Annotated in this window: 20 protein-coding genes and 1 pseudogene; 15 read left to right on the top strand and 6 right to left on the bottom strand. The window is 65.0% G+C overall.

From position 1 onward, the window contains the following. Positions 1-17: 17 nt before the first annotated feature. Positions 18-836, bottom strand: coding sequence for an IclR family transcriptional regulator (locus JGU72_RS07920; RefSeq protein ID WP_199683082.1), 819 nt, complete (start codon positions 834-836; stop codon positions 18-20). Positions 837-946: 110 nt separating this feature from the next. Here JGU72_RS07920 and JGU72_RS07915 point away from each other — a divergent pair, with 110 nt between their 5' ends. The 4 genes from JGU72_RS07915 (at position 947) to purD (ending at position 6443) form a co-directional block, all read left to right on the top strand. Then, on the top strand, positions 947-1957 hold the full coding sequence (locus JGU72_RS07915) for an AraC family transcriptional regulator (RefSeq protein ID WP_199683081.1): 1011 nt from the start codon (positions 947-949) through the stop codon (positions 1955-1957). Between the two features lie 74 nt (positions 1958-2031). Next, positions 2032-3255, top strand: coding sequence for a bifunctional glycosyltransferase family 2/GtrA family protein (locus JGU72_RS07910; protein WP_199683080.1), 1224 nt, complete (start codon positions 2032-2034; stop codon positions 3253-3255). Next, positions 3252-5168, top strand: coding sequence for a glycosyltransferase family 39 protein (locus JGU72_RS07905; RefSeq protein ID WP_199683079.1), 1917 nt, complete (start codon positions 3252-3254; stop codon positions 5166-5168). The genes JGU72_RS07910 and JGU72_RS07905 overlap by 4 nt, the downstream gene beginning before the upstream one ends. A 21-nt stretch (positions 5169-5189) precedes the next feature. Next, the gene (purD, locus tag JGU72_RS07900) at positions 5190-6443 is read left to right on the top strand and encodes a phosphoribosylamine--glycine ligase (protein WP_199683078.1); all 1254 of its coding nucleotides are present in this window, start codon (positions 5190-5192) and stop codon (positions 6441-6443) included. Here the strand turns inward: purD and JGU72_RS30640 are convergent. Next, positions 6444-6824, bottom strand: a pseudogene (locus JGU72_RS30640) (M23 family metallopeptidase); the annotation flags it as partial. 507 nt (positions 6825-7331) lie between these two features. On the opposite strand from JGU72_RS30640, the gene JGU72_RS07890 reads away from it, so the two are divergent. The 6 genes from JGU72_RS07890 to JGU72_RS07865 all read left to right on the top strand — a co-directional run bounded on the left by JGU72_RS07890 (position 7332) and on the right by JGU72_RS07865 (position 14213). Continuing rightward, the gene (locus tag JGU72_RS07890; RefSeq protein WP_199683077.1) at positions 7332-8489 is read left to right on the top strand and encodes a pyridoxal phosphate-dependent aminotransferase; all 1158 of its coding nucleotides are present in this window, start codon (positions 7332-7334) and stop codon (positions 8487-8489) included. A gap of 97 nt (positions 8490-8586) precedes the next feature. After that, the gene (locus JGU72_RS07885) at positions 8587-9195 is read left to right on the top strand and encodes a TetR/AcrR family transcriptional regulator (RefSeq protein WP_199683076.1); all 609 of its coding nucleotides are present in this window, start codon (positions 8587-8589) and stop codon (positions 9193-9195) included. Positions 9196-9221: 26 nt separating this feature from the next. Beyond that, entirely contained in the window at positions 9222-10643 is a 1422-nt protein-coding gene (gene purB, locus JGU72_RS07880; protein WP_199683075.1) for an adenylosuccinate lyase, read from the top strand. A 2-nt stretch (positions 10644-10645) separates the two neighbouring features. After that, on the top strand, positions 10646-11065 hold the full coding sequence (locus JGU72_RS07875) for an HIT family protein (protein WP_199683074.1): 420 nt from the start codon (positions 10646-10648) through the stop codon (positions 11063-11065). Between the two features lie 90 nt (positions 11066-11155). Further along, positions 11156-12040: a phosphoribosylaminoimidazolesuccinocarboxamide synthase gene (locus JGU72_RS07870; RefSeq protein WP_199683073.1), complete on the top strand. Its 885-nt coding sequence runs from the start codon at positions 11156-11158 to the stop codon at positions 12038-12040. A gap of 22 nt (positions 12041-12062) precedes the next feature. Then, positions 12063-14213, top strand: coding sequence for a S9 family peptidase (locus JGU72_RS07865; protein ID WP_199683072.1), 2151 nt, complete (start codon positions 12063-12065; stop codon positions 14211-14213). 5 nt (positions 14214-14218) lie between these two features. On the opposite strand, the gene JGU72_RS07860 is transcribed toward JGU72_RS07865, so the two are convergent. Together JGU72_RS07860 and JGU72_RS07855 are read right to left on the bottom strand one after the other, a co-directional pair. Continuing rightward, entirely contained in the window at positions 14219-14908 is a 690-nt protein-coding gene (locus JGU72_RS07860) for a response regulator (protein ID WP_199683071.1), read from the bottom strand. Beyond that, positions 14905-16458 carry a sensor histidine kinase gene (locus tag JGU72_RS07855; protein ID WP_199683281.1) on the bottom strand — a complete coding sequence of 518 codons (1554 nt, stop codon included), beginning with the start codon at positions 16456-16458 and terminating at the stop codon, positions 14905-14907. The genes JGU72_RS07860 and JGU72_RS07855 overlap by 4 nt, the downstream gene beginning before the upstream one ends. A 151-nt stretch (positions 16459-16609) precedes the next feature. On the opposite strand from JGU72_RS07855, the gene JGU72_RS07850 reads away from it, so the two are divergent. After that, a complete protein-coding gene (locus JGU72_RS07850; RefSeq protein WP_199683070.1) occupies positions 16610-17980 on the top strand; it encodes a cation:dicarboxylate symporter family transporter in 1371 nt (456 codons plus the stop codon). 101 nt (positions 17981-18081) lie between these two features. Continuing rightward, positions 18082-18783 carry a DUF2334 domain-containing protein gene (locus JGU72_RS07845; protein WP_199683069.1) on the top strand — a complete coding sequence of 234 codons (702 nt, stop codon included), beginning with the start codon at positions 18082-18084 and terminating at the stop codon, positions 18781-18783. On the opposite strand, the gene JGU72_RS07840 is transcribed toward JGU72_RS07845, so the two are convergent. Then, positions 18780-19430 (bottom strand): MBL fold metallo-hydrolase, encoded by a 651-nt coding sequence (locus JGU72_RS07840; protein ID WP_199683068.1) that lies wholly within the window; start codon positions 19428-19430, stop codon positions 18780-18782. The two genes, JGU72_RS07845 and JGU72_RS07840, sit on opposite strands and share 4 nt — an antisense overlap. A gap of 117 nt (positions 19431-19547) precedes the next feature. On the opposite strand from JGU72_RS07840, the gene purS reads away from it, so the two are divergent. Genes purS through JGU72_RS07825 form a run of 3 tightly spaced genes read left to right on the top strand, consistent with a single transcriptional unit; the run spans position 19548 to position 21683 of the window. Next, positions 19548-19784: a phosphoribosylformylglycinamidine synthase subunit PurS gene (gene purS / locus JGU72_RS07835; protein ID WP_199683067.1), complete on the top strand. Its 237-nt coding sequence runs from the start codon at positions 19548-19550 to the stop codon at positions 19782-19784. Continuing rightward, positions 19781-20470 (top strand): phosphoribosylformylglycinamidine synthase subunit PurQ, encoded by a 690-nt coding sequence (gene purQ, locus JGU72_RS07830; protein ID WP_199683066.1) that lies wholly within the window; start codon positions 19781-19783, stop codon positions 20468-20470. Before purS ends, purQ begins: the two co-directional genes overlap by 4 nt. 4 nt (positions 20471-20474) lie before the next feature. Further along, positions 20475-21683, top strand: a complete 1209-nt coding sequence (locus JGU72_RS07825; protein ID WP_199683065.1) for an MFS transporter — start codon at positions 20475-20477, stop codon at positions 21681-21683. On the opposite strand, the gene JGU72_RS07820 is transcribed toward JGU72_RS07825, so the two are convergent. Further along, complete coding sequence (locus JGU72_RS07820) at positions 21667-21945, bottom strand: YiaA/YiaB family inner membrane protein (protein WP_199683064.1); 279 nt, start codon at positions 21943-21945, stop codon at positions 21667-21669. The two genes, JGU72_RS07825 and JGU72_RS07820, sit on opposite strands and share 17 nt — an antisense overlap. Positions 21946-22013 lie beyond the last annotated feature (68 nt).

The following is a 22013-nucleotide window of genomic DNA, read 5'->3' as shown; positions in this document are numbered from 1 at the left end:
CTCTCGATAGTGCGGGGTCAGGAAGCGCGAGCGGGCAGCACGGCAACAGACGGCGTGTCACGCAATTCGATTGGTGCACAATCGTTTGCCTCCGCGATCGACCTGGTGATCGCGTGCGCGGCGGCGACCACTGCGCGCTCCAGTTGTGGCCGGCGCAATGCGAACCGGGTCGCGGGCACGCTCAAACTGACCGCTGCGACAACGGATCCGAGGTCGTCGCGCACAGGGGCTGCAACGCAGTGCACTTCGGGGACGGTTTCGCCCAGGTCCACGGCGTAGCCCGTAGCGCGTATTGCGGCGAGCGTGTCGAAGAGCGCCCGCTCGTTCGTCGTGGTCGACGGGGTGAGGCGGCGCAGCGGTCGCATTGCGAGATACCGCCGCACTTCCACGTCGTCCAACTGGGCGAGCATCACCTTTCCGACCGCAGTGGAGTGCGCGTCGAGTCTCGTACCGACGCGCGCGCCCTGAACCGTGATGTTGTGGTTGCCGAGAATCTTGTCGACATACAGGACATTCCATCGATCCATGACCGCGAGATGCGTAGTCTCACCGTAGTTCTCGACCAATTGCTCGAGGATCGGCGCGGCGCACGACCGGACGTCGACTGTGCCGCGGAGCGTCTCGCCCAGTTCCACGATCCGCCAGCCGAGTCGGTAGCGACCGCGCGAGCGGCACTGCAGGAGCCCCGTGTCGACGAGGCTCGACAACAATGCGTGTGCGCTCGACCGCGGAACGTCGATCACGGCCGCAACTTCCGAGACTCCCCATTCGGGCTGCGTCACGGTGAAAAGGTCCAGTACAGGGCCGATTTTCTGCACTGTTTGCAGCGTCGCCACGTCCAGTTCCGTCCTTTCGGGGAGTTCACCGACTGCATGCGGCTGAGGTATCGTCCGCCTGCCAAGTCCTTGTGATCTGGAACACTAGGACCTAGGAGGTGACCCGCGACATGGCTGACAGCGCACAGAAGCGTGCCTCCACGCGCACGGCCGCAGCCGCTCCCGACATCGCGCTGAACACCCGCGAACTGGACGTCTCAGAGGGGCGATCCCGGTGGAACGAGACCATCAATCGGCTCTACGGCGACATGGATGTGAACTTCACAACGCCCAGCCAGCTATTCGACGGCGAATGGGGCGGGCGAGCTTTCGGCGACCTGCACGTGAGCACGATTCGCGCGCAGAGCCACGTGGTTCATCGCACGCCCGGCATGGTCCGCGACGATTCGGATCGCGACTATTTACTGGTCATGATCACCGACGGGCAGGTCGAGGTGCAGCAGTTCGGGCGCACGACCGTCTTGGAGAACGGTGCGTTCGCGGTGCTCGACTGCGGGGCTCCGTTCGTCTTCGAGGCCCGCGGCGACTTCCGTCAGGTCGTTGCCCGCGCGCCACGCGACCTGCTCACAGCCCGACTTCCCCAGCGAACGATGAACGGGCTAACTGCCCGCAATATCCCCGGCGGCACCGGCGGGGGCGCACTTTTCGGCCACCTTCTGCGCGATATTGCCGCGCTCGATTCGCCGCTACCCGCGGGCTCTGCGATGTCGTTCTCCTCTTCGGCGCTCGACATGCTCGTCACACTGCTCGCGGACAGTTCAGCAGCACTCAGCAGCACAGGCCTCAGCCACGCGGAGGATCTCGCCCGGGTGCAGCAGGCAATCGAGCGAACCTTGCACGATCCGGATCACACGCTGGCCGATATCGGTGCCGAGTTGGGAATGTCGGTGCGCTACATCCAGAAACTGTTCAGCACCTACGGCACCACGCCACGTGCGTGGCTATACCAATCGCGACTCGAGCGAGCCCGGAAGTATCTCGTAGCAACAGATCTCACCGTCGTCGAGGTCAGCGAGCGAGTTGGGTTCCGGGACGTCTCCCACTTCAGCCGGACCTTCCGCAGTCGCTTCGACGTCAGTCCCGGTCAGTACCGCAGGGATCGCGTCGACCCAGCGCTCTGAGCCTGGCGCCATTGCCAGCCAACTGCCAGCCTGTGTGCAGGATCGGCGCAGGCTGAACCAGCATTCTCAGCGCTATGACCGATTCACTCGCCCAACGCGAACGTCACGTACCCGGCCACGTCGCGGCGCCGACGCTCGACATCGTCATTCCCGTCTACAACGAAGAGGACGACCTCGAGACCTGTGTCCGTCGGCTTCATCGCTACCTGACGCGCGAGGTGCCCTACTCGGCTCGGATCACGATTGCCGACAACGCGAGCACCGATTCGACTCTCGCTGCGGCATATCGCGTCGCGCTCGATCTAGACGGGGTACGGGTGATTCACCTCGACGCCAAGGGGCGCGGGCGGGCGCTGCGGTCGGCCTGGCACGGGTCCGACGCCGAGGTCGTCGCCTACATGGACGTCGACCTCTCGACCGACCTCAACGCGTTGATGCCCCTGGTTGCGCCGCTCGTCTCCGGTCATTCCGATCTGGCGATCGGTTCGCGCTTGAGCCGCACGTCGCGTGTCGTTCGCGGGCCTAAGCGTGAATTCATCTCTCGTGGTTACAATTTCGTTCTGCGTACCTCGTTGCACACGAAGTTCTCGGATGCGCAGTGTGGGTTCAAAGCGATCAGGGCCGACGTCGCGCGCCAGCTGTTGCCGCTGGTCGAGGACGGCGAGTGGTTCTTCGACACCGAGCTGCTCGTGCTCGCGGAGCGGATCGGGCTGCGAATCCACGAAGTGCCGGTCGATTGGATCGACGATCCGGACAGCCGCGTGGATATCGCCGACACCGTCCGCAAGGACCTGCTCGGAATGCTGCGGCTCGGCCGGGCGTTGGTAACCGGTGCTTTGCCGCTCGACGAGCTGCGGGCGACGATGGGACGCGAGCCCTTGGTGGCCGGCGTGCCCCGCGGGATGGTCGGGCAGCTGGCACGATTTGCCGTCGTCGGGGTAGCGAGCACAGTCGCCTACATCGTTCTGTACCTCCTGCTCCATCCTGTGATCGGCGCGCAGTCGGCCAACTTCGTTGCGCTGCTTGCCACTGCGATCTTCAACACGGCGGCCAACCGTTTCTTCACCTTCGGCGTCCGCGGATCGTCCTCTGTCGCAAAGCATCAGCTGCAGGGTCTCGTGGTCTTTGCCCTTGCGCTGTGCCTGACGAGTGGATCGTTGTTCGGTCTGCACGAGTGGCTTCCGGAAGCGGGCAAGCATGTCGAGCTTGCGGTGCTGGTCGTGGCCAATCTCGCTGCCACGGTCACCCGGTTCGTCGGGTTGCGCTGGGTGTTCCGTGAGGGGCAGGTCGCTCGATGACGACCACGACTGTCGAAATCCGCCGAAAACGCTGGGAGTACGGTGCGCTGGCCGCTCTGCTCGTCGGAACTGCAGTCGCCTACCTATGGGGCCTCGGTGCCGGCGGCTGGGCCAACTCCTTCTATTCTGCTGCAGCACAAGCCGGTTCGGTGTCCTGGAAGGCCTTCTTCTTCGGCTCCTCCGATGCTGCGAACTCGATCACCGTCGACAAACCGCCCGCGTCGCTGTGGCTGATGGGGTTGTCCGTCAGGGTGTTCGGGTTGAGCAGTTGGAGCATTCTGGTTCCACAGGCGCTGCTCGGTGTCGGGTCGGTAGCGCTGTTGTGGGCCACGGTTCGACGCTCGTTCGGTCCGAGTGCCGGTCTCCTTGCCGGTGTGATTCTTGCCGTCACACCGGTTGCGGCACTGATGTTCCGGTTCAACAACCCCGATGCGTTGCTCGTTTTCCTGATGATCGGCGCGACGTGGGCGCTGCTGCGGGCAGTCGAAGACGGACGCACGCGGTGGCTGATAGCGACGGGTGTCTTCGTCGGATTCGGTTTTCTCACAAAGCAACTGGCTGTGATGCTGGTCGTGCCGCCGCTCGCTCTCGCCTATTTGCTTGCGGGCCCGCCGAAGCTGGGCAAACGACTGCTTCAGCTTGTCGCCGCGGGTGTGGCTCTGGTTGTTTCTGCAGGCTGGTGGCTGCTCGCAGTCGAACTGTGGCCGACGTCGTCTCGTCCCTGGATCGGTGGTTCACAGGATAATTCGATCTTGGAGCTGACCCTCGGCTACAACGGGCTCGGCAGACTCAACGGCAATGAGCGCGGGAGTGTCACGCCGGGGAACATGCCTGACGCGCTCGACCTCGGCAATCGGCCCGGCGGCGGAAGTATGTGGGGGAACGCGGGCATCACCCGGATGTTCGAGCCCGCTCAGGCAGGTCAAATCGCGTGGCTCATCCCGGCGGCGCTCGCGCTACTGGTCCTCGGAATCGTGTTGCGAGGCAAGCAGTCCCGGCTGGATCTGCAGCGAGCCGCGCTGGTCGCCTGGGGCGGTTGGCTTCTCGTGACGGGCCTCGTCTTCAGTTACATGGAAGGTATTTTCCATTCCTATTACACGGTCGCGCTCGCGCCTGCGGTCGCTGCTGTGGTCGCCGGCGGTTCCGTGCTCGCATGGCGGCAGAGGGACCGGGTATGGGTGCGGATCGCGCTAGTCGTTGTCCTTGCGATCACAGCGGTAACGGCGTGGATTCTGTTGGGCCGCAGCGCAGATTTCGTCCCCTGGCTGCGCTGGACGATCGCCGTCGCCGCAGTCATCGGCGGAGTGTTGTTGCTAGCCGGGCAGGTGTGGTCCGCGCGCCGGATCACCGTCGCAGCAATTGTGGCCGCTCTGTTCGTCGGACTCGCCGGGCAGGTCGCGTACGCGGCCGAGACCATCGGTCGCCCGCGAGCGGGAGCGATCGTTTCGGCAGGCCCGGACGTCGATTCCGGCTTCGGCGGTGGTCGAGGCGGAATGCCGCCGATGGACGGCAGGCCGGGGCAAGAGGGCAGAGGGGAGGAAATGTTCGGGGGCGCCGGCGGGGGATTGCTGAACGGCAGTACCCCGAGTGCGCAGTTGATCGCGCTGCTCGAGTCCGACGCCGGCTCATTTCGCTGGGTCGCGGCAACGATCGGTGCGAACAGCGCCGCGGGCTACCAACTCGCAACGGAAGATCCGGTGATGCCGATCGGTGGGTTCAACGGCACCGACCCCTCGCCTACCTTGCAACAGTTCCAGCAGTACGTCGCGAACAAGGAGATCCACTACTTCATCGCGGGTGGAATGGGTCGCATGGGCGGTAGCGCGGGCGCGTCTGCGCAGATCGTCGCGTGGGTGGAAGCGAACTTCCACACCACCGAGGTCGACGGCGTGCAGGTGTACGACCTGTCGTAGGTGGCCTCTAGGCTTGCAGGCGTGCGCGTACTAGTAATCGGCTCCGGTGCTCGGGAGCATGCCCTCGTCACGGCGTTGTCCCGAGATTCTGCGGTCACTGGAATCTATTGTGCCCCTGGCAATACCGGGATATCACGGCTCGCGAAGACGTATCCGGTGGATGCGTCCTCGGGCGACGAGGTCGTTGCGCTTGCCAGAAAGGTCGAGGCCGATCTCGTCGTCATCGGTCCCGAGGTGCCGCTTGTGCTGGGTGTCGCCGACGCTGTCCGATCCGCCGGAATCGCCTGCTTCGGCCCCTCGGCTGCGGCAGCGCGGATCGAAGGTTCGAAGGCATTCGCCAAGGACGTCATGTCTGCGGCGGGTGTCCGAACCGCCCACAGCGAGATCGTCGACAATCCGGCGAACCTCGATGCGGCGCTCGATCGCTTCGGGCCGACGTGGGTCGTGAAGGACGACGGTCTGGCTGCGGGTAAGGGAGTCGTCGTCACAGCGGACCGCCTGGTTGCCCGAGATCACGCCGCGGAACTGCTCGAACGCGGACACCCCGTACTGCTCGAATCGTTCCTCGACGGCCCCGAAGTCTCGCTGTTCGTGCTGGTAGACGGCGAGACGGTGGTGCCACTGCTGCCTGCGCAGGACCACAAGCGGGTCGGCGACGGTGATACCGGACCCAACACAGGTGGAATGGGCGCCTACACGCCCCTGCCGTGGCTGCCCGAGAGTGTCGTGACAGCGATCGTCGACGACGTTGTCCGGCCGGTGGCGACGGAAATGGTTGCGCGGGGCTGTCCGTTCTCGGGTCTGCTGTACGCCGGGCTCGCGATCGGTGCCGAAGGTCCGGCCGTCGTCGAGTTCAATTGCCGGTTCGGCGATCCGGAGACGCAAGCGGTTCTCGCCCTGCTCGACAGCCCGATCGGCGAACTCCTGCACGCCACCGCCACCGGCACCCTCGACTCCGTGGCCCCGCCGCAATGGCACGAGGGTGCGGCGGTCGTGGTCGTGCTGGCGGCAGAGAACTATCCGGGGCGTCCGCGCACCGGTGACGTGATCAGCGGTGCCGAACTTGACGGCGTGCTCCACGCCGGTACCGATCAGCGGGCCGACGGTGCGGTGGTCTCCGCAGGTGGACGGGTGCTCAGCGTGGTCGGAGTCGGTGCGGACCTCGACGGTGCGCGCACGGATGCCTACGACAAACTCGGGGCCATCAAGTTGCCCGGCGGCCATTACCGCACGGATATCGGCCTCGCAGCTGTCGAGGACCGCATCAAGATCTGACTAACCGACCTGCAGGCCGTGCACCGCGAGCCAGCGCTGCGGGTCGACGTGCTGACCGTCCATGATCACCTCGAAGTGCAGGTGCGGACCCGTCGAGTCGCCGCGGTTGCCCATGCGGGCAATCTGCATTCCGGCGGGCACACGCTCGCCGACCGACACGAAGAAGTCGTACAGGTGGCCGTAGACGGTGGTCGCGCCGTCGTCGTGGCGGATCCGGACCCACAGACCGAAACCGCTGGCCGGTCCGGCGTCGATGACGGTTCCGTTGGCGACCGAGTACACGGGCGTGCCGATCGCATTGGCGATGTCGATCCCGGCGTGGAAGGTGCCCCACCGTGCCCCGAAGCCGGAGGTGAAGGCGCCGCGGGTCGGCAGGGCGTAGCCGCCGATGCCGGGTATGACCGCGCCGCTGCCGCCGGATCCGGCCATCCACGGCTGCCACTCACCGGCCACGGCCGCCGCGGCCTCACGCCGGGCGCGTTCCAAGGTTGCGCGTGCCGCTGCCTCGACGACCAACTGTTCGCGGTAGTTCTCGCCTTTGACGATCTGCTTCAGAAACGACGGGTCCGGGCGAGGTGGGCTCATGATTTGGAGCGCGTGAGGGGGATCGAGCGGGCGAATCTCTGCCTGAGCAACAGGCGGCATGCCATCGGCCATCGCGATCGCGGTCCTGGGATGTGACGTATCTGCGGCAGCGACAACCGCCGCGGCGGCGAGCACCGCGACGAGCACGCGGGTTCGACCCTGCAAGCCACAACCTTCGATAGTTCTGTAATCACTCACGTTCCAACCCGCCGACGATAACAGGCATCGACACCGCCTCGGTCGCCCTTCACCAGAACGTGATCCGGATGCAGCTTTGCCACGTGCGCGCGCTAGCGTCGAGGTGTGCGCGCGGAATCGCTTCGGTCCCAGGTCGAGCCCTTTTACGTCATGGACGTGTGGAAAGCCGCCGCGGAGCGTATGCGCACGCACGGCGATCTTCTGTCCCTTGCCGCGGGGCAACCGTCCACGTCGGCGCCCGCACCCGTGCTGCGGGCGACAAGATCGATCCTGGACACCGAATTGCTCGGTTACACAGAGACATTCGGTATCCGGCCGCTGCGGGAAGCTATCGCCGCGCATCACACGGCAACCTCCGGCATCGACGTCGATCCGGACGAAGTGGTCGTGACCACAGGCTCTTCGGGCGCGTTCACCCTCATCTTCTTGGCGGCCTTCGACGTCGGTGACACAGTCGTCGTCGCTCGGCCCGGTTACCCGGCGTATCGCAATACCCTTGCGGCCCTGGGCTGTCGGGTCGTCGAGCTCGATTGCGGACCGGACACGAGGTTCCAGCCGACCGTTGCGATGCTGGACGCACTGCCCGCTCCGCCTGCTGGTCTTGTCGTTGCCAGTCCGGCCAATCCGACGGGCACGGTCATCGAACCGCTCGAGTTAGCGGCGATCGCGCGGTGGTGCGATGCTCACGGCACGCTCCTCATCTCCGACGAGATCTACCACGGCATCACCTTCGATTCCGAGGGCGCCGTGCCGACCTCGTCGGCATGGGAAACCTCGCGGGAAGCAGTAGTCGTGGGGTCGGTATCGAAGTACTTCTCGATGACCGGTTGGCGGCTGGGCTGGATGTTGGTTCCGCACGGACTGCAGCGCGCGTTGCAGCGGCTCGCGTCGAACATGACCGTGTGCCCGCCCGCGATATCGCAGTACGCGGCTATTGCGGCGTTCACGGAAGTGTCCAAAGCCGAACTGGATTCCCATGTTCGGCGGTACCTGACCAATCGCGACGTACTGCTGGAGGGTCTACCCACGATCGGGATCACCGATCTCGCTCCTGCGGATGGGGCGTTCTACGTCTACGCCCACATCGGCCACCTCACCGACGATTCGGCGCGGTGGTGTTCGGACGTCCTGGCGCAGACCGGCGTAGCTCTCGCGCCCGGCATCGACTTCGACACCGTACGCGGCATGCAGACCGTTCGACTGTCCTTCGCCGGCGCCACAGCGGACGTCGAAGAGGCGCTCGCGAGGCTTGCGACGCTGTGAATACACATCTCGGACTTCTGTACGCGGGCTTTACAAAATCGGTGCCGCCTTCGCCATTCCGCATGGATGGAACGCGGACTCCTGGCACCATTACCAGGTGACCACAGCCACCACACCCAAGGGCGAGAGACGTCGCCGGGCGTTGGTAGCGGCCGCCGCGGAGTTATTGCTCGAGGGTGGATTCGACGCGGTCCGGCACAGATCGGTTGCGACTCGCGCGGACCTGCCACTGGCCTCGACGACGTACTACTTCGAATCGCTCGACGACCTGATCGCACGCGCGGTCGAGTTCACCGGCAGTGCCGAACTGGACTTGATGCGCGTTCGCGTCGGCGATGTCAGCCATCGCAGGCGCGGTGCCGAATCGACGGTCGATCTCGTCGTCGATCTGCTCGTAGGGGAGGTCGGTGACGCCCCCGCGCGCGAACAACTGATCGTTCGCTACGAGCGCTTCGTTGCCTCGGCACGGCACCCGGAATTGCGCGACGTCCAGCTGCGGCTGCGGGCGCAGCTCGACGATCTACTCGCTGAAGTGCTGCGCCGTTCGGGCCGCATGGTCCGGCAGGAGCAGCTGCGGCGGCTGGTCGCGATCGTCGACGGTGCCGTCGTCGGAGCCTTGAGCGAGGTCGATCCGGACCCGCGCAAGATCGCCCGCGGTGCACTGCTCGAGGTGATCGACATCGTCGCTCCGGCGGTCAACCGCTAGCTACAGCCCTATTACACTCGACAGACGTGAGCAAAATCCCGAACGTCCTGGCCAATCGCTATGCGAGCGCCGAGCTTGCGCGGCTGTGGTCGCCGGAGCACAAGATCGTGCTCGAACGCCGGCTGTGGCTCGCTGTGTTGCGAGCGCAGGCGCAACTGGGGATCTCCGTTCCTGCGGATGCGATTGCCGACTACGAGCGCGTTCTCGAGAACGTCGACCTAGATTCCATCGCAGCGCGGGAACGCGTCACCCGCCACGATGTGAAAGCTCGCATCGAGGAGTTCAACGCGCTTGCCGGTCACGAGCATGTGCACAAGGGCATGACGAGTCGCGATCTCACGGAAAACGTTGAGCAGCTACAGATTCGGCAGTCGCTCGAGCACGTGTACGCGCACGGTGTCGCGGTTGCGGCACGGCTCGCGGAGCGCGCGGCGCAGTATCAGGCACTGGTCATGGCCGGGCGCTCACACAACGTCGCCGCGCAGGCGACCACACTCGGAAAGCGGTTCGCTTCGGCCGCCGACGAGTTGCTCGTCGCACTCACCCGGGTACAGGAATTGCTTGCCCGGTACCCGCTGCGCGGCATCAAGGGCCCGATGGGCACGTCGCAGGACATGCTGGACCTCCTCGACGGCGACGCGGCAAAACTGGACGCTCTCGAACACGCGGTTGCCGAACACCTGGGATTCTCGAACGTGTTCACGAGCGTCGGTCAGGTGTACCCACGCTCGCTGGACCACGACGTGGTGTCCGCGCTGGTGCAGGTCGCTGCGGGACCGTCGTCGCTTGCCCACACGATCCGGTTGATGGCGGGCCACGAGTTGGTGACCGAAGGGTTCCAGCCCGGGCAGGTCGGCTCGTCGGCGATGCCGCACAAGATGAACACGCGCTCGTGTGAACGCGTCAACGGCCTCGCGGTCGTCTTGCGCGGCTACGGCTCGATGGCAGCCGAACTCGCGGGTGCGCAGTGGAACGAGGGCGATGTCTTCTGTTCCGTCGTGCGTCGCGTCGCGTTGCCGGATGCCTTCTTCGCGATCGACGGCCTGATGGAAACCTTCCTGACCGTGTTGGCCGAGATGGGGGCCTACCCCGCCGTGATCAGTCGTGAGCTGGACCGGTACCTGCCGTTCCTCGCGACGACGCGAATTCTGATGGCGGCGATCAGGGCCGGAGTCGGTCGCGAGACCGCACACGAGGTCATCAAGGAACACGCCGTCACCGTCGCGCTCGCAATGCGCGAGCAAGGTCGCGAACCGGACCTCCTCGACCGACTGGCCGCCGACGACAGGCTGCCGCTCGACAGAGCGGCACTCGAAAGTGCGCTCGCTGACAAGTCGGCATTCATCGGCGCGGCAGACGCGCAGGTCGCCGCCGTCGTTGCGGCCGTACAGAAACTCGTCGACGCCAACCCGGACGCGGCGAAGTACGAACCTTCGCCCATTTTGTAGTCATGACCGTATTCACTGAGATCATCGAGGGCCGCGCACCCGCGAGCAAGGTCTACGAAGACGACGACGTCCTCGCCTTCATGGACATCCGGCCCTTCACACCGGGGCACCTGCTCGTGATTCCGAAAACACCGGCCAGTTCGCTCGCCGAACTCGATCCGGTGATCGGCGGCAAACTCTTTCAGGTCGGGCAGCGGCTTGCTGCTGCCATGCGGGCGAGCGAGGTGGGGTGTGACGGCGTCAACTTCTTCCTTGCTGACGGTGTCGCTGCTGGTCAAGAGGTATTTCACGTGCACCTGCACGTGATTCCACGAACAAGTGGAGACGGGTTCGGGTTGCGTGGCCGCCCGACTCATCCCCGGCGCCCGGATCTCGACTACCTCGCCGGCTCGATCCGCGGCGCTCTGGAACGGCAGTCCTAGCCCGCTCCCACGGGTGTCCTCACTACCCGGCAGTAACAGATGTGCGGACTGGTACACCGTTGGCGGTCCGCTACCGCTAGGGTGCCTCTGGTGCGCCCATCTTTGTCTTCGTATCCCTACCTTGCCGGCGGGAAGATCCGCGATCTCTACGAGATCGACTCCGAGCACATGCTGCTCGTCGCGACCGACCGAATTTCCGCGTACGACCACATCTTGAGCACCCCGATCCCGGACAAGGGCCGGGTGCTGACCGCGATGAGCTTTTTCTTCTTCGACGTTCTGGGCGGTACGAACCACCTCGCGGGCGATCCGGACGACAAGCGGATTCCCGAGGAAGTGCTGGGGCGCGCGATGGTTGTCCGCCGTCTCAAGATGATCCCGATCGAATGCGTCGCGCGTGGTTATCTGGCGGGTTCCGGGCTCGCCGACTACCGCAAGACCGGCAAGGTCTGCGGCATCGACCTGCCCACCGGCCTCGTCGAGGGCAGCAAGTTGACGGACCCGATCTTCACCCCGGCCACCAAGGCGGACCTCGGTGAGCACGACCTGAACATCGATTTCCAGGCTGTGATCGACCAGGTCGGGCCCGAGTTGGCCGTGAAGATCCGGGAAGACACCCTCGATATCTACTTCCGTGCGGCCCAATACGCGGAGCAGCGCGGCGTGCTGCTGGCCGATACGAAGTTCGAGTTCGGACTCGACACGAAGAACAACCTGGTCCTCGCGGACGAGGTACTCACGCCCGACTCGTCGCGGTACTGGCCTGCCGACGAGTACGAGGTCGGCAAGTCGCAGCCGAGCTTCGACAAGCAGTTCGTCCGCGATTGGCTCACCGGCCCGGAGTCGGGTTGGGACCGGGAATCCGACACACCGCCACCCCCGCTGCCGGACGATGTCGTCGCGGCGACACGAGCGCGCTACATCGAGGCCTACGAGCGGATCTCCGGTCTGTCGTTCGCCGATTGGGTGCGCTGACCCGTCCGCTACGGTGGACGCCATGCCTGCTGACACTGCATCCGACCAGTTGAGCGAACAGCTCACTGCGCCGGTGGCCAAGAAGGTGCCCTTCGAGCGCACACACCACGGCGATACCTTCGTCGACGAGTACGAGTGGTTGCGCGAGAAAGAGGATGCAGAGGTCGTCGCGTATCTGGAAGCAGAAAACGCGTACACCGATCAGCAGACCAGTGATCTCGCGCCGCTGCGGGAGCAGATCTTCGCGGAGATCAAGCGGCGGACGCAGGAGACCGACCTGTCGGTGCCCACTCGGATGGGCTCGTTCTGGTACTACTCGCGAAGCTTCGAAGGTAAGCAGTACGGCGTGCATTGCCGCTGTCCGATCAGCGGACCCGACGACTGGACGCCGCCGTCGCTCACCGCGGATACGGACGTGCCGAACGAGCAGATCCTGCTCGACAGCAACGAACTCGCCGAGGGGCACGACTTCTTCTCGCTCGGGGCATTCTCCATCAGCCATGACGGGACGCTGCTCGCGTTCTCGGTCGACGTGGTCGGCGACGAGCGATACACGTTGCAGTTCAAGGACCTTCGGACTGGCGAACTGCTGCCGGACGTCGTGCCGGGAACGGCGCCGGGTGTGACGTGGGCGCTGGATCATCGGCACGTCTTCTACCTGACCGTCGACGATGCATGGCGGCCGGACACGGTCTGGCGGCACAGCCTCGGGACGGTGAAAGAGGAAGATGTCAAGGTCTTTCACGAACCGGACGAGCGCTACTGGGTCGGTGTCGGCTCGACCCGCAGCGAGAAGTATCTGATGATCTGGGTCGGCTCGAAGATCACAACCGAGGGCTGGATGCTCGAATCGGCTGATCCCACAGGCGATTTCCGCATCATCCTGCCGCGGCGCGAAGGCATCGAATACAGCGTCGAACACGCGGTCGTCGGCGGTGAGGACCGGTTCCTCATTCTGCTCAACGACGACGTCGACGGCTCGAAGGCAGTCAACTTCTTCCTGGCCGATGCGCCGGTCTCGGATCCGTCCGACATGACCACCTTGATCGAGCATCGCGATGACGTGCGTTTGGAGGAGGTAGACGCGTTCGCCGATCACCTCGTGTTGAGCTATCGCAGGGAAGCGCTTACGCGACTGGCGATTTGGCCCTTGACCGCGGATGGGTACGGCGAGTTTCACGAGCTCGATTTCGGGCTCGAACTCTATTCGGCGGGGATGTCGAGCAACCCGGAGTGGTCGCAGCCGATGCTGCGCGTCGGGTTGACGTCGTTCATCACGCCGACGCAGGTGTTCGACTACGACCTCGCGACGGGCACGCTCCTGCTGCGCAAACAGCAGCCGGTGCTCGGCGGATACGACCCGAACGAGTATGAGCAACAGCGCGATTGGGTGACTGCTGCGGACGGAACGAAGATTCCGCTCTCGCTCGTCGCGCGAAAGGGTGTGCTCGGATCGGGGCCGGCACCGCTGCTGCTCGGCGGCTACGGCTCGTACGAGATGAGCCAGGATCCGGGTTTCTCGGTCGCGCGCTTGTCATTACTCGACCGCGGGATGATTCTCGGCGTCGCGCATGTCCGCGGCGGCGGCGAAATGGGCCGCCTCTGGTACGAGAACGGCAAGAAGCTCACGAAGAAGAACACCTTCACCGACTTCGTCGACTGTGCACAGCATTTGATCGACAGCGGCGTGACGACAGCTGACAAGATGGTCGCAACCGGTGGCAGCGCAGGTGGCCTGCTGATCGGTGCGGTTGCCAACTTGGCGCCCGAGCTGTTTGCCGGTGTGCTCGCCAACGTGCCCTTCGTGGATCCACTCACGTCGATTCTCGACCCCTCGTTGCCGTTGACGGTGATCGAGTGGGACGAGTGGGGTAATCCGTTGGCGGACAAGGACGTCTACGAGTATATGAAGTCGTACTCGCCCTATGAGAACGTCGAGGCGAAGGACTATCCGGCGATCCTCGCGATCACGAGTCTCAACGACACTCGTGTTCTCTACGTCGAACCTGCGAAGTGGGTCGCGAAGCTTCGCGCCACGAAGACCGGTTCGACGCCGCTGCTACTCAAGACAGAGATGACAGCGGGGCACGGTGGCGTCAGCGGGCGCTACGCGCGCTGGAAGGAAGTCGCGTTCGAGTACGCGTGGGTGCTGCAGACCGCGGGCGCCGTCTGACCCGCTCAGCGCCACTCGTACCTGACCTGCGGCCTACCCGCGCGACCGTACTCGGTCGCGCGGGTGACCAGCCCGTCGTCCGCCAGCTTCTCGAGGTAGCGCCAGGCAGTGACGCGTGAAACGCCAATAGCCGCACCGACTTCCGCGGCGCCGAGCGGCCCGTCGGCGGCACGTAGCGACCGCGCGATCTCGTCGAGGGTCTGCGGCGAGATTCCCTTGGGCGATGCCGTGCGCTCCTCGGGTGCGCGCAGGACACCCATCGCCCGGTCGATGTCGCGTTGACTCACCGCGGATTCGCCTGCCGGCAACGCATTTCGATACTCGACGTATCGCTCGAGTTTGTCGCGGAACGCGGCGAACGTGAACGGCTTCAGCAGGTACAGCACCACGCCGTGCGCGACTGCCGACCGCACCACGGCGAGGTCGCGCGCCGAGGTGATCGCAATGACGTCCGGACTCGGCCGGATGTTTCCGAGTGCCAGCGCGATGTCGAGCCCGTTTGCATCCGGTAGGCCTATATCGAGCAGCACCAGGTCGATCGGCGCGCCACTGGCGGCGGCGGCCGTCGCGGCGCGAATCGCATCCCGACCGGTGTGCGCGACGGCAGCGACGGTGAAACCGTCGATCCTGCCGACGTAGCTGCGATGCGCGTCGGCGATCAGTTTCTCGTCTTCGACGATCAGTACGCGAATCATCGGCGCTCGCTCGGAATGGTGACGACGATTGCGGCGCACGGCTGTCGCTCGGTCGCTATCTCGCCGCCGTGGCGGGCGACGAGTTGGCTGATCAATGCGAGTCCGAGGCCGTGATGGCTGTCTTTCGTCGAGTATCCGCGGCCGGTCGCGCGTTCGAACTCGACGGCGGACATTCCGGGTCCACTGTCTGCCACTCGTACGACGAGTCGTGAAGTGTCCTGTTGGACAGTCACTTCCACCCAGGCATCGTCGGTTTGCAGAGCGACATCGACGGCGTTGTCGACGAGATTTCCGATCAGCGTGACAGCTTCGTGCGTCGTGAGCGGAGCGAGACTGTCGGCGGCCGTGTCTTCGCTGACGGTCAGTTCGACGCCACGCTCGGCGGCCTGCCCGACCTTCCCGAGAAGTAAAGCGGCAATGGCGGGTTCGTGCACCGACGCCAGCAGTCGGTCGATGAGGTGCTGGGACAGTTGCAATTCCGCGGTCGCGAACTGTACGGCCTCGTCGTACCGGCCGAGTTCGACCATCGTGATCACCGTGTGCAGCCGGTTCGCCGACTCGTGCGCCTGTGATCGCAGTGATTCGGCGAACCCACGGACCGAGTCGAGTTCGCCCATCACGCTTTGCAATTCGGTGTGGTCACGAATAGTGAGGACCGTTCCGATCCGGCGGCCCTCCCATTCGACCGGGTGCCGATTGACGACCAGCACCCTGGACGGGGTGACATGCATTTCGTCGCGCAGTGTCAATTCAGAACGCGTCGACTCCGAGCTGGGCCGCATGGACTCTGGTAGATCGGCGAGGGTGACCACACCGCTGCTCGGGAGGTCGAGCAAGCGGCGAGCTTCGTCGTTGACGACGTCGGCGTTGTCCGACGAGCCGAAAACAACGAGCCCTTCCCGGATCGAATGGAGGACCGCGTCGTGATGCTCGTACATTGTGCGCAGTTCGGCCGGGGCCATGCCGAGGGTTTGGCGGCGGAGGCGGCGGCTCAACAGCACCGAGCCGATCGCCGCGAGTGCCAGGCCGATCAGCGCGACACCGAGAATCGCCGGCAGGCCGTGTGCGACCTGCTCGCCGATCTGCGCGCGCGTGACCCCCGCAGACACCAGTCCGATGATCGTTCCGTCGTCGTCGTACACCGGCGTGACGGAGCGGATCGACGGGCCGAGGGTGCCGGTGTAAGTCTCGGTGAACGTTTCGCCTGCCAGCGCTCGATCGATGTTGCCGCTGAACTGTTTCCCGATCTGATCGGTATTCGCGTGCGTGAATCGGGTTCGGTCCGGTGCCATCACGACTATGAAGTCGAGCCCCGTCTCGAGCCGGATGCGTTCCGTGCGGGGCTGCAGCAGGCTGGTCGGGTCGGGGGCGCGTAGGGCAGCGGCGGTCGACGGCGCCGCCGCGAGGCTGACGGCGACACCGACGACCTCCTGGCGCGTCGCGTCGTCGCTGTCGCGGCGGGCATCGAGCACGGCCAGCACCGTGCCGGCGGCGACGACAACGGCAAGCACGACCAACTGCAGGATCAACACCTGGCGCGCTACCGACACCTTTGCCGCGGCCACCCTGCCTCCTTGTGTTCGCTCGTCCGGTGAACGTAATGAACGCAATCGTGACTGAGGTCACGTCCACACGCCAACATTCTTCATGAGGCGGAGTGATGGACCTCACTTCGAGAAGTTCCCCCGAGAGGACACGGCGATGAGCAACCGGACAGATACGAAGATCCCACCCAAGAAGCGCGACAAGACCCACTGGCTCTACATGGCAGTCATCGTCGCCGTATTCGCGGGCGTTCTCGTCGGCTGGCTTGCGCCGGACACGGGCAAGTCGCTCGGCATACTCGGCACCCTGTTCATCAGCCTGATCAAGATGATGATCAGCCCGGTGATCTTCTGCACGATCGTGCTCGGCATCGGATCGGTGAAAGCCGCAGCGAGCGTCGGTAAGGTCGGCGGGCTTGCACTCGGCTACTTCATCGCAATGTCAACGGCCGCACTCGGTATCGGCCTGGTCGTCGGTAATCTGCTCGAGCCTGGCAGTGGGCTCGACATCGAGGCCAACGCCGGTGCCGGGGCGCAGTTCGCCGAGAAGGCGCACGCGGCCGGCGGGACGATGGAGTTCTTCCAGGGCATCATCCCGACCTCGCTGGTGTCGGCGCTGACCGACGGCAGTGTGCTGCAAACCCTCTTTGTCGCGCTGCTCGTGGGCTTCGGACTGCAGGCGCTCGGCAAGACCGGTGAGCCGATCCTGCGCGGTATCGGTTCCATCCAGAAGCTGGTCTTCCGGATTCTCTCGATGATCCTGTGGCTCGCCCCGATCGGCGCCTTCGGTGCCATCGCGAACGTGGTCGGCCAGACCGGCCTCAACGCGGTCGTCCAACTCGGCACGCTGATGCTCGCCTTCTACGTCACTTGCGCAATCTTCGTCTTCGTCGTCCTCGGCTCGATCCTGCGCTTCGTGTCCGGTGTTTCCATCTTCAAACTGGTCCGCTACCTCGCTCGGGAGTACCTGCTCATCGTCGCCACCTCGTCTTCCGAGTCGGCTCTGCCCCGCTTGATCGCGAAGATGGAGCACCTGGGTGTGCAGCGCACGACGGTCGGCGTGGTTGTGCCCACCGGCTACTCGTTCAACCTCGACGGCACGGCGATCTACCTCACGATGGCCTCGATCTTCATCGCCGACGCAATGGGTCAGCCCCTGGCGATCTCCGAGCAGCTCGGTCTGCTGCTCTTCATGATCGTTGCTTCGAAGGGCGCGGCAGGCGTCAGCGGCGCCGGACTGGCAACGCTCGCAGGCGGTCTGCAGAGCCACCGGCCCGAACTGCTCGACGGTGTCGGATTGATCGTCGGAATCGACCGGTTCATGTCGGAGGCCCGCGCGGTCACCAACTTCTCCGGAAACGCAGTCGCGACAATGCTGGTCGGCACCTGGACCAAGACGATCGACAAGGTACAGGTGAACGCGGTTCTCTCCGGCAAGCTTCCGTTCGACGAGGAGACGATGGTCGACGACCATCTCCCCGAAGACGACGCGAAGCCGGAACCGAAGAAGGAACTGGCGGGCGTATAGCGAATCAAACCTCGTGCGCGGTTGGAGAGTCCATGGACTCTCCAACCGCGCACAGGCTTGTGTTCACGGCAAGTACACCTTGACCTGCGACCGTGATACCTATGAACGGTGAACTGATCGTGTCGATCTCGGGGATCAGGAACGCAACGCTGGACGCGGCGGCGGAGTTTGCCGACGCGATGGACGGTCGCGGGGTGCGGCTGTCTCTTTTGGTTGCACCGCGGATGAGTGACAAGTACCGGCTCGTGCGCGACGACGAGACGCAGGAGTGGTTGCGCGCCAGGCGGGATGGCGGCGATGCGATCGTCCTGAACGGCTACGACGTCGCGGCCACGCGCCGTCGCCGCGCCGAGTTCGCAACGCTCCCGCAGCACGAAGCGCGCTTGCGGTTGATGGCAGCGGACCGCGTCATGGAGCAAACCGGTCTGCGCACAAGGCTTTTCGCCGCACCGCAGTGGACTGCCTCGGACGGTGCGCTTGCGGCTCTGCCGACTGTCGGCTTCCGGTTGGCTGCGGGTCTGACCGCGGTGTACGACCTGGAACGCGGTACGTCGCAGCGCTCGCGGGTGTACGGAATCGGTGGCGGCTTCCGGGCCGAACCATGGTGGTGCCGTGCTCTTGTCATGGGCTCGGGCAGGATTGCCCGCCGCGGTGGCACCTTGCGACTGGCCGTCTCTGCCAAGCAGCTCGACCGCTCAGGCCCGCGGCAGGCGATGCTGGACGCGATCGACCTCGCCCTGCACCATGGTGTGGCCTCGGAGGTCTACCGCTGGCTGCCGCAGGCCGCGGCCAGAGCCGCCTAGCGACCGACCTCCAGCGACTCCTCTTCCGGCAGCGTTTGGAAATCGGTCGCGGGATCGGCCATCTCACGTAAGCGCGCGTAGTAGATGCCGCGGCCGCTGTCCGAGATCACTTCCTGATGAATCGGAAAGGCGAACCGGGGCTTGACCGCCCGCAAGTAGTCGATCGTTTCGCTGATCTTCATCCACGGCGCCGCCGCGGGTAGCGCGAGCACGTCGACAGGTACGTCGGGCACGAAGAGTGAATCGCCGGGATGCATGAGCTGCGCGGGTTCGTCCTCGGTGCCGATCAGGTATGCCGTGTTGTCGATGATCGGGATATCCGGGTGAATGACCGCGTGGCGGCCGCCGGCTCCCGCGATTCGCACGTTGCCGACATGGACGACGTCGCCCGCGCGCACAGCCGTCCACGGTGCGCCGAGTTGCTCGGCCGTTTGCGGGTCGGCGAACAGCTTTGCCCCGGGATTGGCGTCGACTAGTGCCGGCAGCCGGTTCGGGTCCGCGTGATCCGGGTGCTGATGTGTGATCAGGATCGCGTCGAGGCCCTCGATCCCCTCGAAGCCATGTGAGAAGTTGCCAGGATCGAACAGCAACTTCGAACCGTTCACCTCGACGAGGACACACGAGTGGCGGAAGTGACTCAATCGCATGGTTCCCAGTATGCGCTCGAACGATGCACCGAGTGGCCGGTAAGCTGCCAACGCATATTGCAGTAACACCAAACGCAATACACCAAACGCAGCAACATCGAACGCTAGGAGCAACAGGTGGTTCGTGTCGTGGTCGATGTCATGCCGAAGGCTGAGATCCTGGACCCGCAGGGGCAGGCCATCGTGGGGGCGCTGCCGCGCCTGGGCTTCCAAGGCATCTCCGGCGTACGTCAGGGCAAGCGCTTCGAGCTCGAAGTCGCCGACGACGTCGACGACGCCGAGCTCGAGAAGATCGCCGAATCGCTGCTCTGCAACACGGTCATCGAGGACTGGAAAGTGACGCGCCTCGCATGACCGGCACCTCGGCTCCGCGCATCGGAGTCATCACGTTTCCCGGCACGCTCGATGACGTCGATGCAGCTCGTGCCGTCCGTCTGGCGGGTGCCGAGGCCGTTAGCCTGTGGCACGGCGACGCCGACCTCAAGAGTGTCGACGCGGTGATCGTGCCCGGTGGCTTCTCCTACGGTGACTACCTGCGCGCAGGTGCCATCGCGCGTTTTGCGCCGGTGATGGGCGAGGTGATCGCCGCGGCCAGCGCCGGGCTACCCGTTCTCGGCATCTGCAACGGTTTCCAGGTTTTGTGCGAAGCGGGGTTGCTGCCCGGTGCGTTGACTCGCAACGACGGCCTGCACTTCATCTGCCGCGACGAGTGGTTGCGCGTCGAATCGAATTCGACCTCGTGGACCTCGCGTTACGAGCAGGGTGCGGAGATTCTGGTGCCGCTGAAATCCGGTGAAGGACGTTTCCAGGCGTCGGCCCGGGTGCTCGACGAACTCGAAGGTGAAGGCCGCGTCGTGTTCCGCTACGCGGGTGACAATCCGAACGGTTCGCAGCGCGGTATCGCCGGCATTGCGTCGGCGAACGGTCGCGTCGTCGGCCTGATGCCGCACCCCGAACACGCAACCGAGGCGCTGACCGGCCCGAGCGACGACGGCCTCGGCATCATCTACTCCGTGCTCGACTCGCTGGTATCCGCCTGACATCGTGACCGCGGGTCGTTCGGGCTCGCTGCTTCGCCGCAACGCGTCGTTCCGCTTCCTCTGGACCTCGCGGTCCGTCTCCTACCTCGGCGAATCGCTGGGGCTCGTTGCTCTGCTGGTGTACCTCGAAGGTCGCGGCGGTGCCGCGCTGGGCGCGGCCATGCTCCTTCTTGCGATCGACTTCGTGCCGGGCCTGTTCGGTCCGGTCGCGGGCGCGATTGCCGACCGATTCGATCTGCGCCGCGTGCTGATCTGCTGCGAAGTGTCTCAAGCCGCGTTGACGGCCATCGTCGCGCTGACCTTGCCCGGTCTGGTTCCGCTGCTTGTTCTCGTCGCGATCAGGCGTTTCGCCGCGCAGATCTATTTGCCCGCGTCGCGCAGTGCGGTGCCGCTGCTCGTCGACGACGAAGACGTCGAATCGGCGAACTCGACGCTGGGTGCAGGCACCTATGGGCTCGAGGCCGCCGGACCGCTCGTCGCGGCGGCCCTGTTCCCGCTGCTCGGGGTGCAGGGGGTTCTCGCCGTCACCGCCATGACGTACGCGGCGGCAGCGTTCATCCTGGTGCCATTGCCGGGGCTTGCACCCGGTGCAGACGGCGAACACCCCGGCATCGTCGCCGCAACCCGCGCCGGTTTCGGATACCTGTGGGCAACGCCGACCGTCCGGGTGATCGCGCTCGGATTCTTCGCAGTCGTCGTGTTCAGCGGGGTCGACGACGTTGCGCTGGTCTTCTTGGCAAAGGACACCCTCGCTGCCAGCGACGCGGCGGCCGCGGCGTTGTATGCGGGCGTCGGCATCGGTCTCGCGGTCGGCTACCCGTTACTGGCCAGATACGGTTCGCGGTTCGCGATGCTGCCGCTGCTCGTCATCGGGTTCGCCGTGAGCAGTCTGGGCAACCTGCTGACCGGACTCGCATCGGCAGTCGTTGCGGCGCTGCTCATTCAGGTCGTTCGCGGGCTGGGGCTGAGCGCGCTCGATGTCGCGCTCAACACCTACCTGCAGCGGACCGTGCCACAGAACGTCCTCGGCAGAGTGTTCGGGACGCTCTACGGCCTGGTCGGCGTTGCGGCCGGCATCTCCTACCTCCTCGGCGGAGTCCTACTCCAGTTGACCGATGCACGAACGACTTTCGTCGTCGCGGGTGGCGGCGGCCTGCTCGTCACGGTCGCGACCGGTTATGCCTTGCGCCGGACTCTCAACCGGCGTGACTGAACGGCTCGTGCTCGGAGAGCAACCGCTGCATGCGGGCCTCTTTCAGCATCGCTTCCTCCTGCTGGTCGCGGACCACCTTGGCGAGCGTGAATGAACTCGTCACCAGAAACAACATCGACATGACGAGGAAGCCTTTGGGCCACGGGTCGAGCGGCAGGTAGTAGATCCCGGCGAGCGTGCCGAAAAGGCTTACGCCGAAGGCGATCACGGACTGGATGTAGAAGGCGGTGGTGTTTCTTGCCTTCGAGTTGGGTTCGGTCATGGAGGAAAGTGTGCCGAGCGCGGGTCGAAAAGGAATGAGTACGAATACTCGAGTGCAATCGGGTACTT

It is taken from the genome of Antrihabitans auranticaus (genome assembly GCF_016481275.1).
Taxonomy (GTDB): Bacteria; Actinomycetota; Actinomycetes; order Mycobacteriales; family Mycobacteriaceae; genus Antrihabitans.
Note: the sequence above shows the minus strand (reverse complement) of the source record. Positions and strands in the feature narration are given on the sequence as shown.

Bases quoted from the DNA above. Each gene is read 5' to 3' on its own strand.
- JGU72_RS07860 (WP_199683071.1), bottom strand. From the start codon at position 14,908: ATGATTCGCGTACTGATCGTCGAAGACGAGAAACTGATCGCCGACGCG.
- JGU72_RS07865 (WP_199683072.1), top strand. From the start codon at position 12,063: ATGCCTGCTGACACTGCATCCGACCAGTTGAGCGAACAGCTCACTGCG.
- JGU72_RS07820 (WP_199683064.1), bottom strand. From the start codon at position 21,945: ATGACCGAACCCAACTCGAAGGCAAGAAACACCACCGCCTTCTACATC.
- JGU72_RS07850 (WP_199683070.1), top strand. From the start codon at position 16,610: ATGAGCAACCGGACAGATACGAAGATCCCACCCAAGAAGCGCGACAAG.
- JGU72_RS07915 (WP_199683081.1), top strand. From the start codon at position 947: ATGGCTGACAGCGCACAGAAGCGTGCCTCCACGCGCACGGCCGCAGCC.
- JGU72_RS07910 (WP_199683080.1), top strand. From the start codon at position 2,032: ATGACCGATTCACTCGCCCAACGCGAACGTCACGTACCCGGCCACGTC.
- JGU72_RS07905 (WP_199683079.1), top strand. From the start codon at position 3,252: ATGACGACCACGACTGTCGAAATCCGCCGAAAACGCTGGGAGTACGGT.
- JGU72_RS07840 (WP_199683068.1), bottom strand. From the start codon at position 19,430: ATGCGATTGAGTCACTTCCGCCACTCGTGTGTCCTCGTCGAGGTGAAC.
- purQ (WP_199683066.1), top strand. From the start codon at position 19,781: ATGACCGGCACCTCGGCTCCGCGCATCGGAGTCATCACGTTTCCCGGC.
- JGU72_RS07875 (WP_199683074.1), top strand. From the start codon at position 10,646: ATGACCGTATTCACTGAGATCATCGAGGGCCGCGCACCCGCGAGCAAG.
- JGU72_RS07845 (WP_199683069.1), top strand. From the start codon at position 18,082: ATGAACGGTGAACTGATCGTGTCGATCTCGGGGATCAGGAACGCAACG.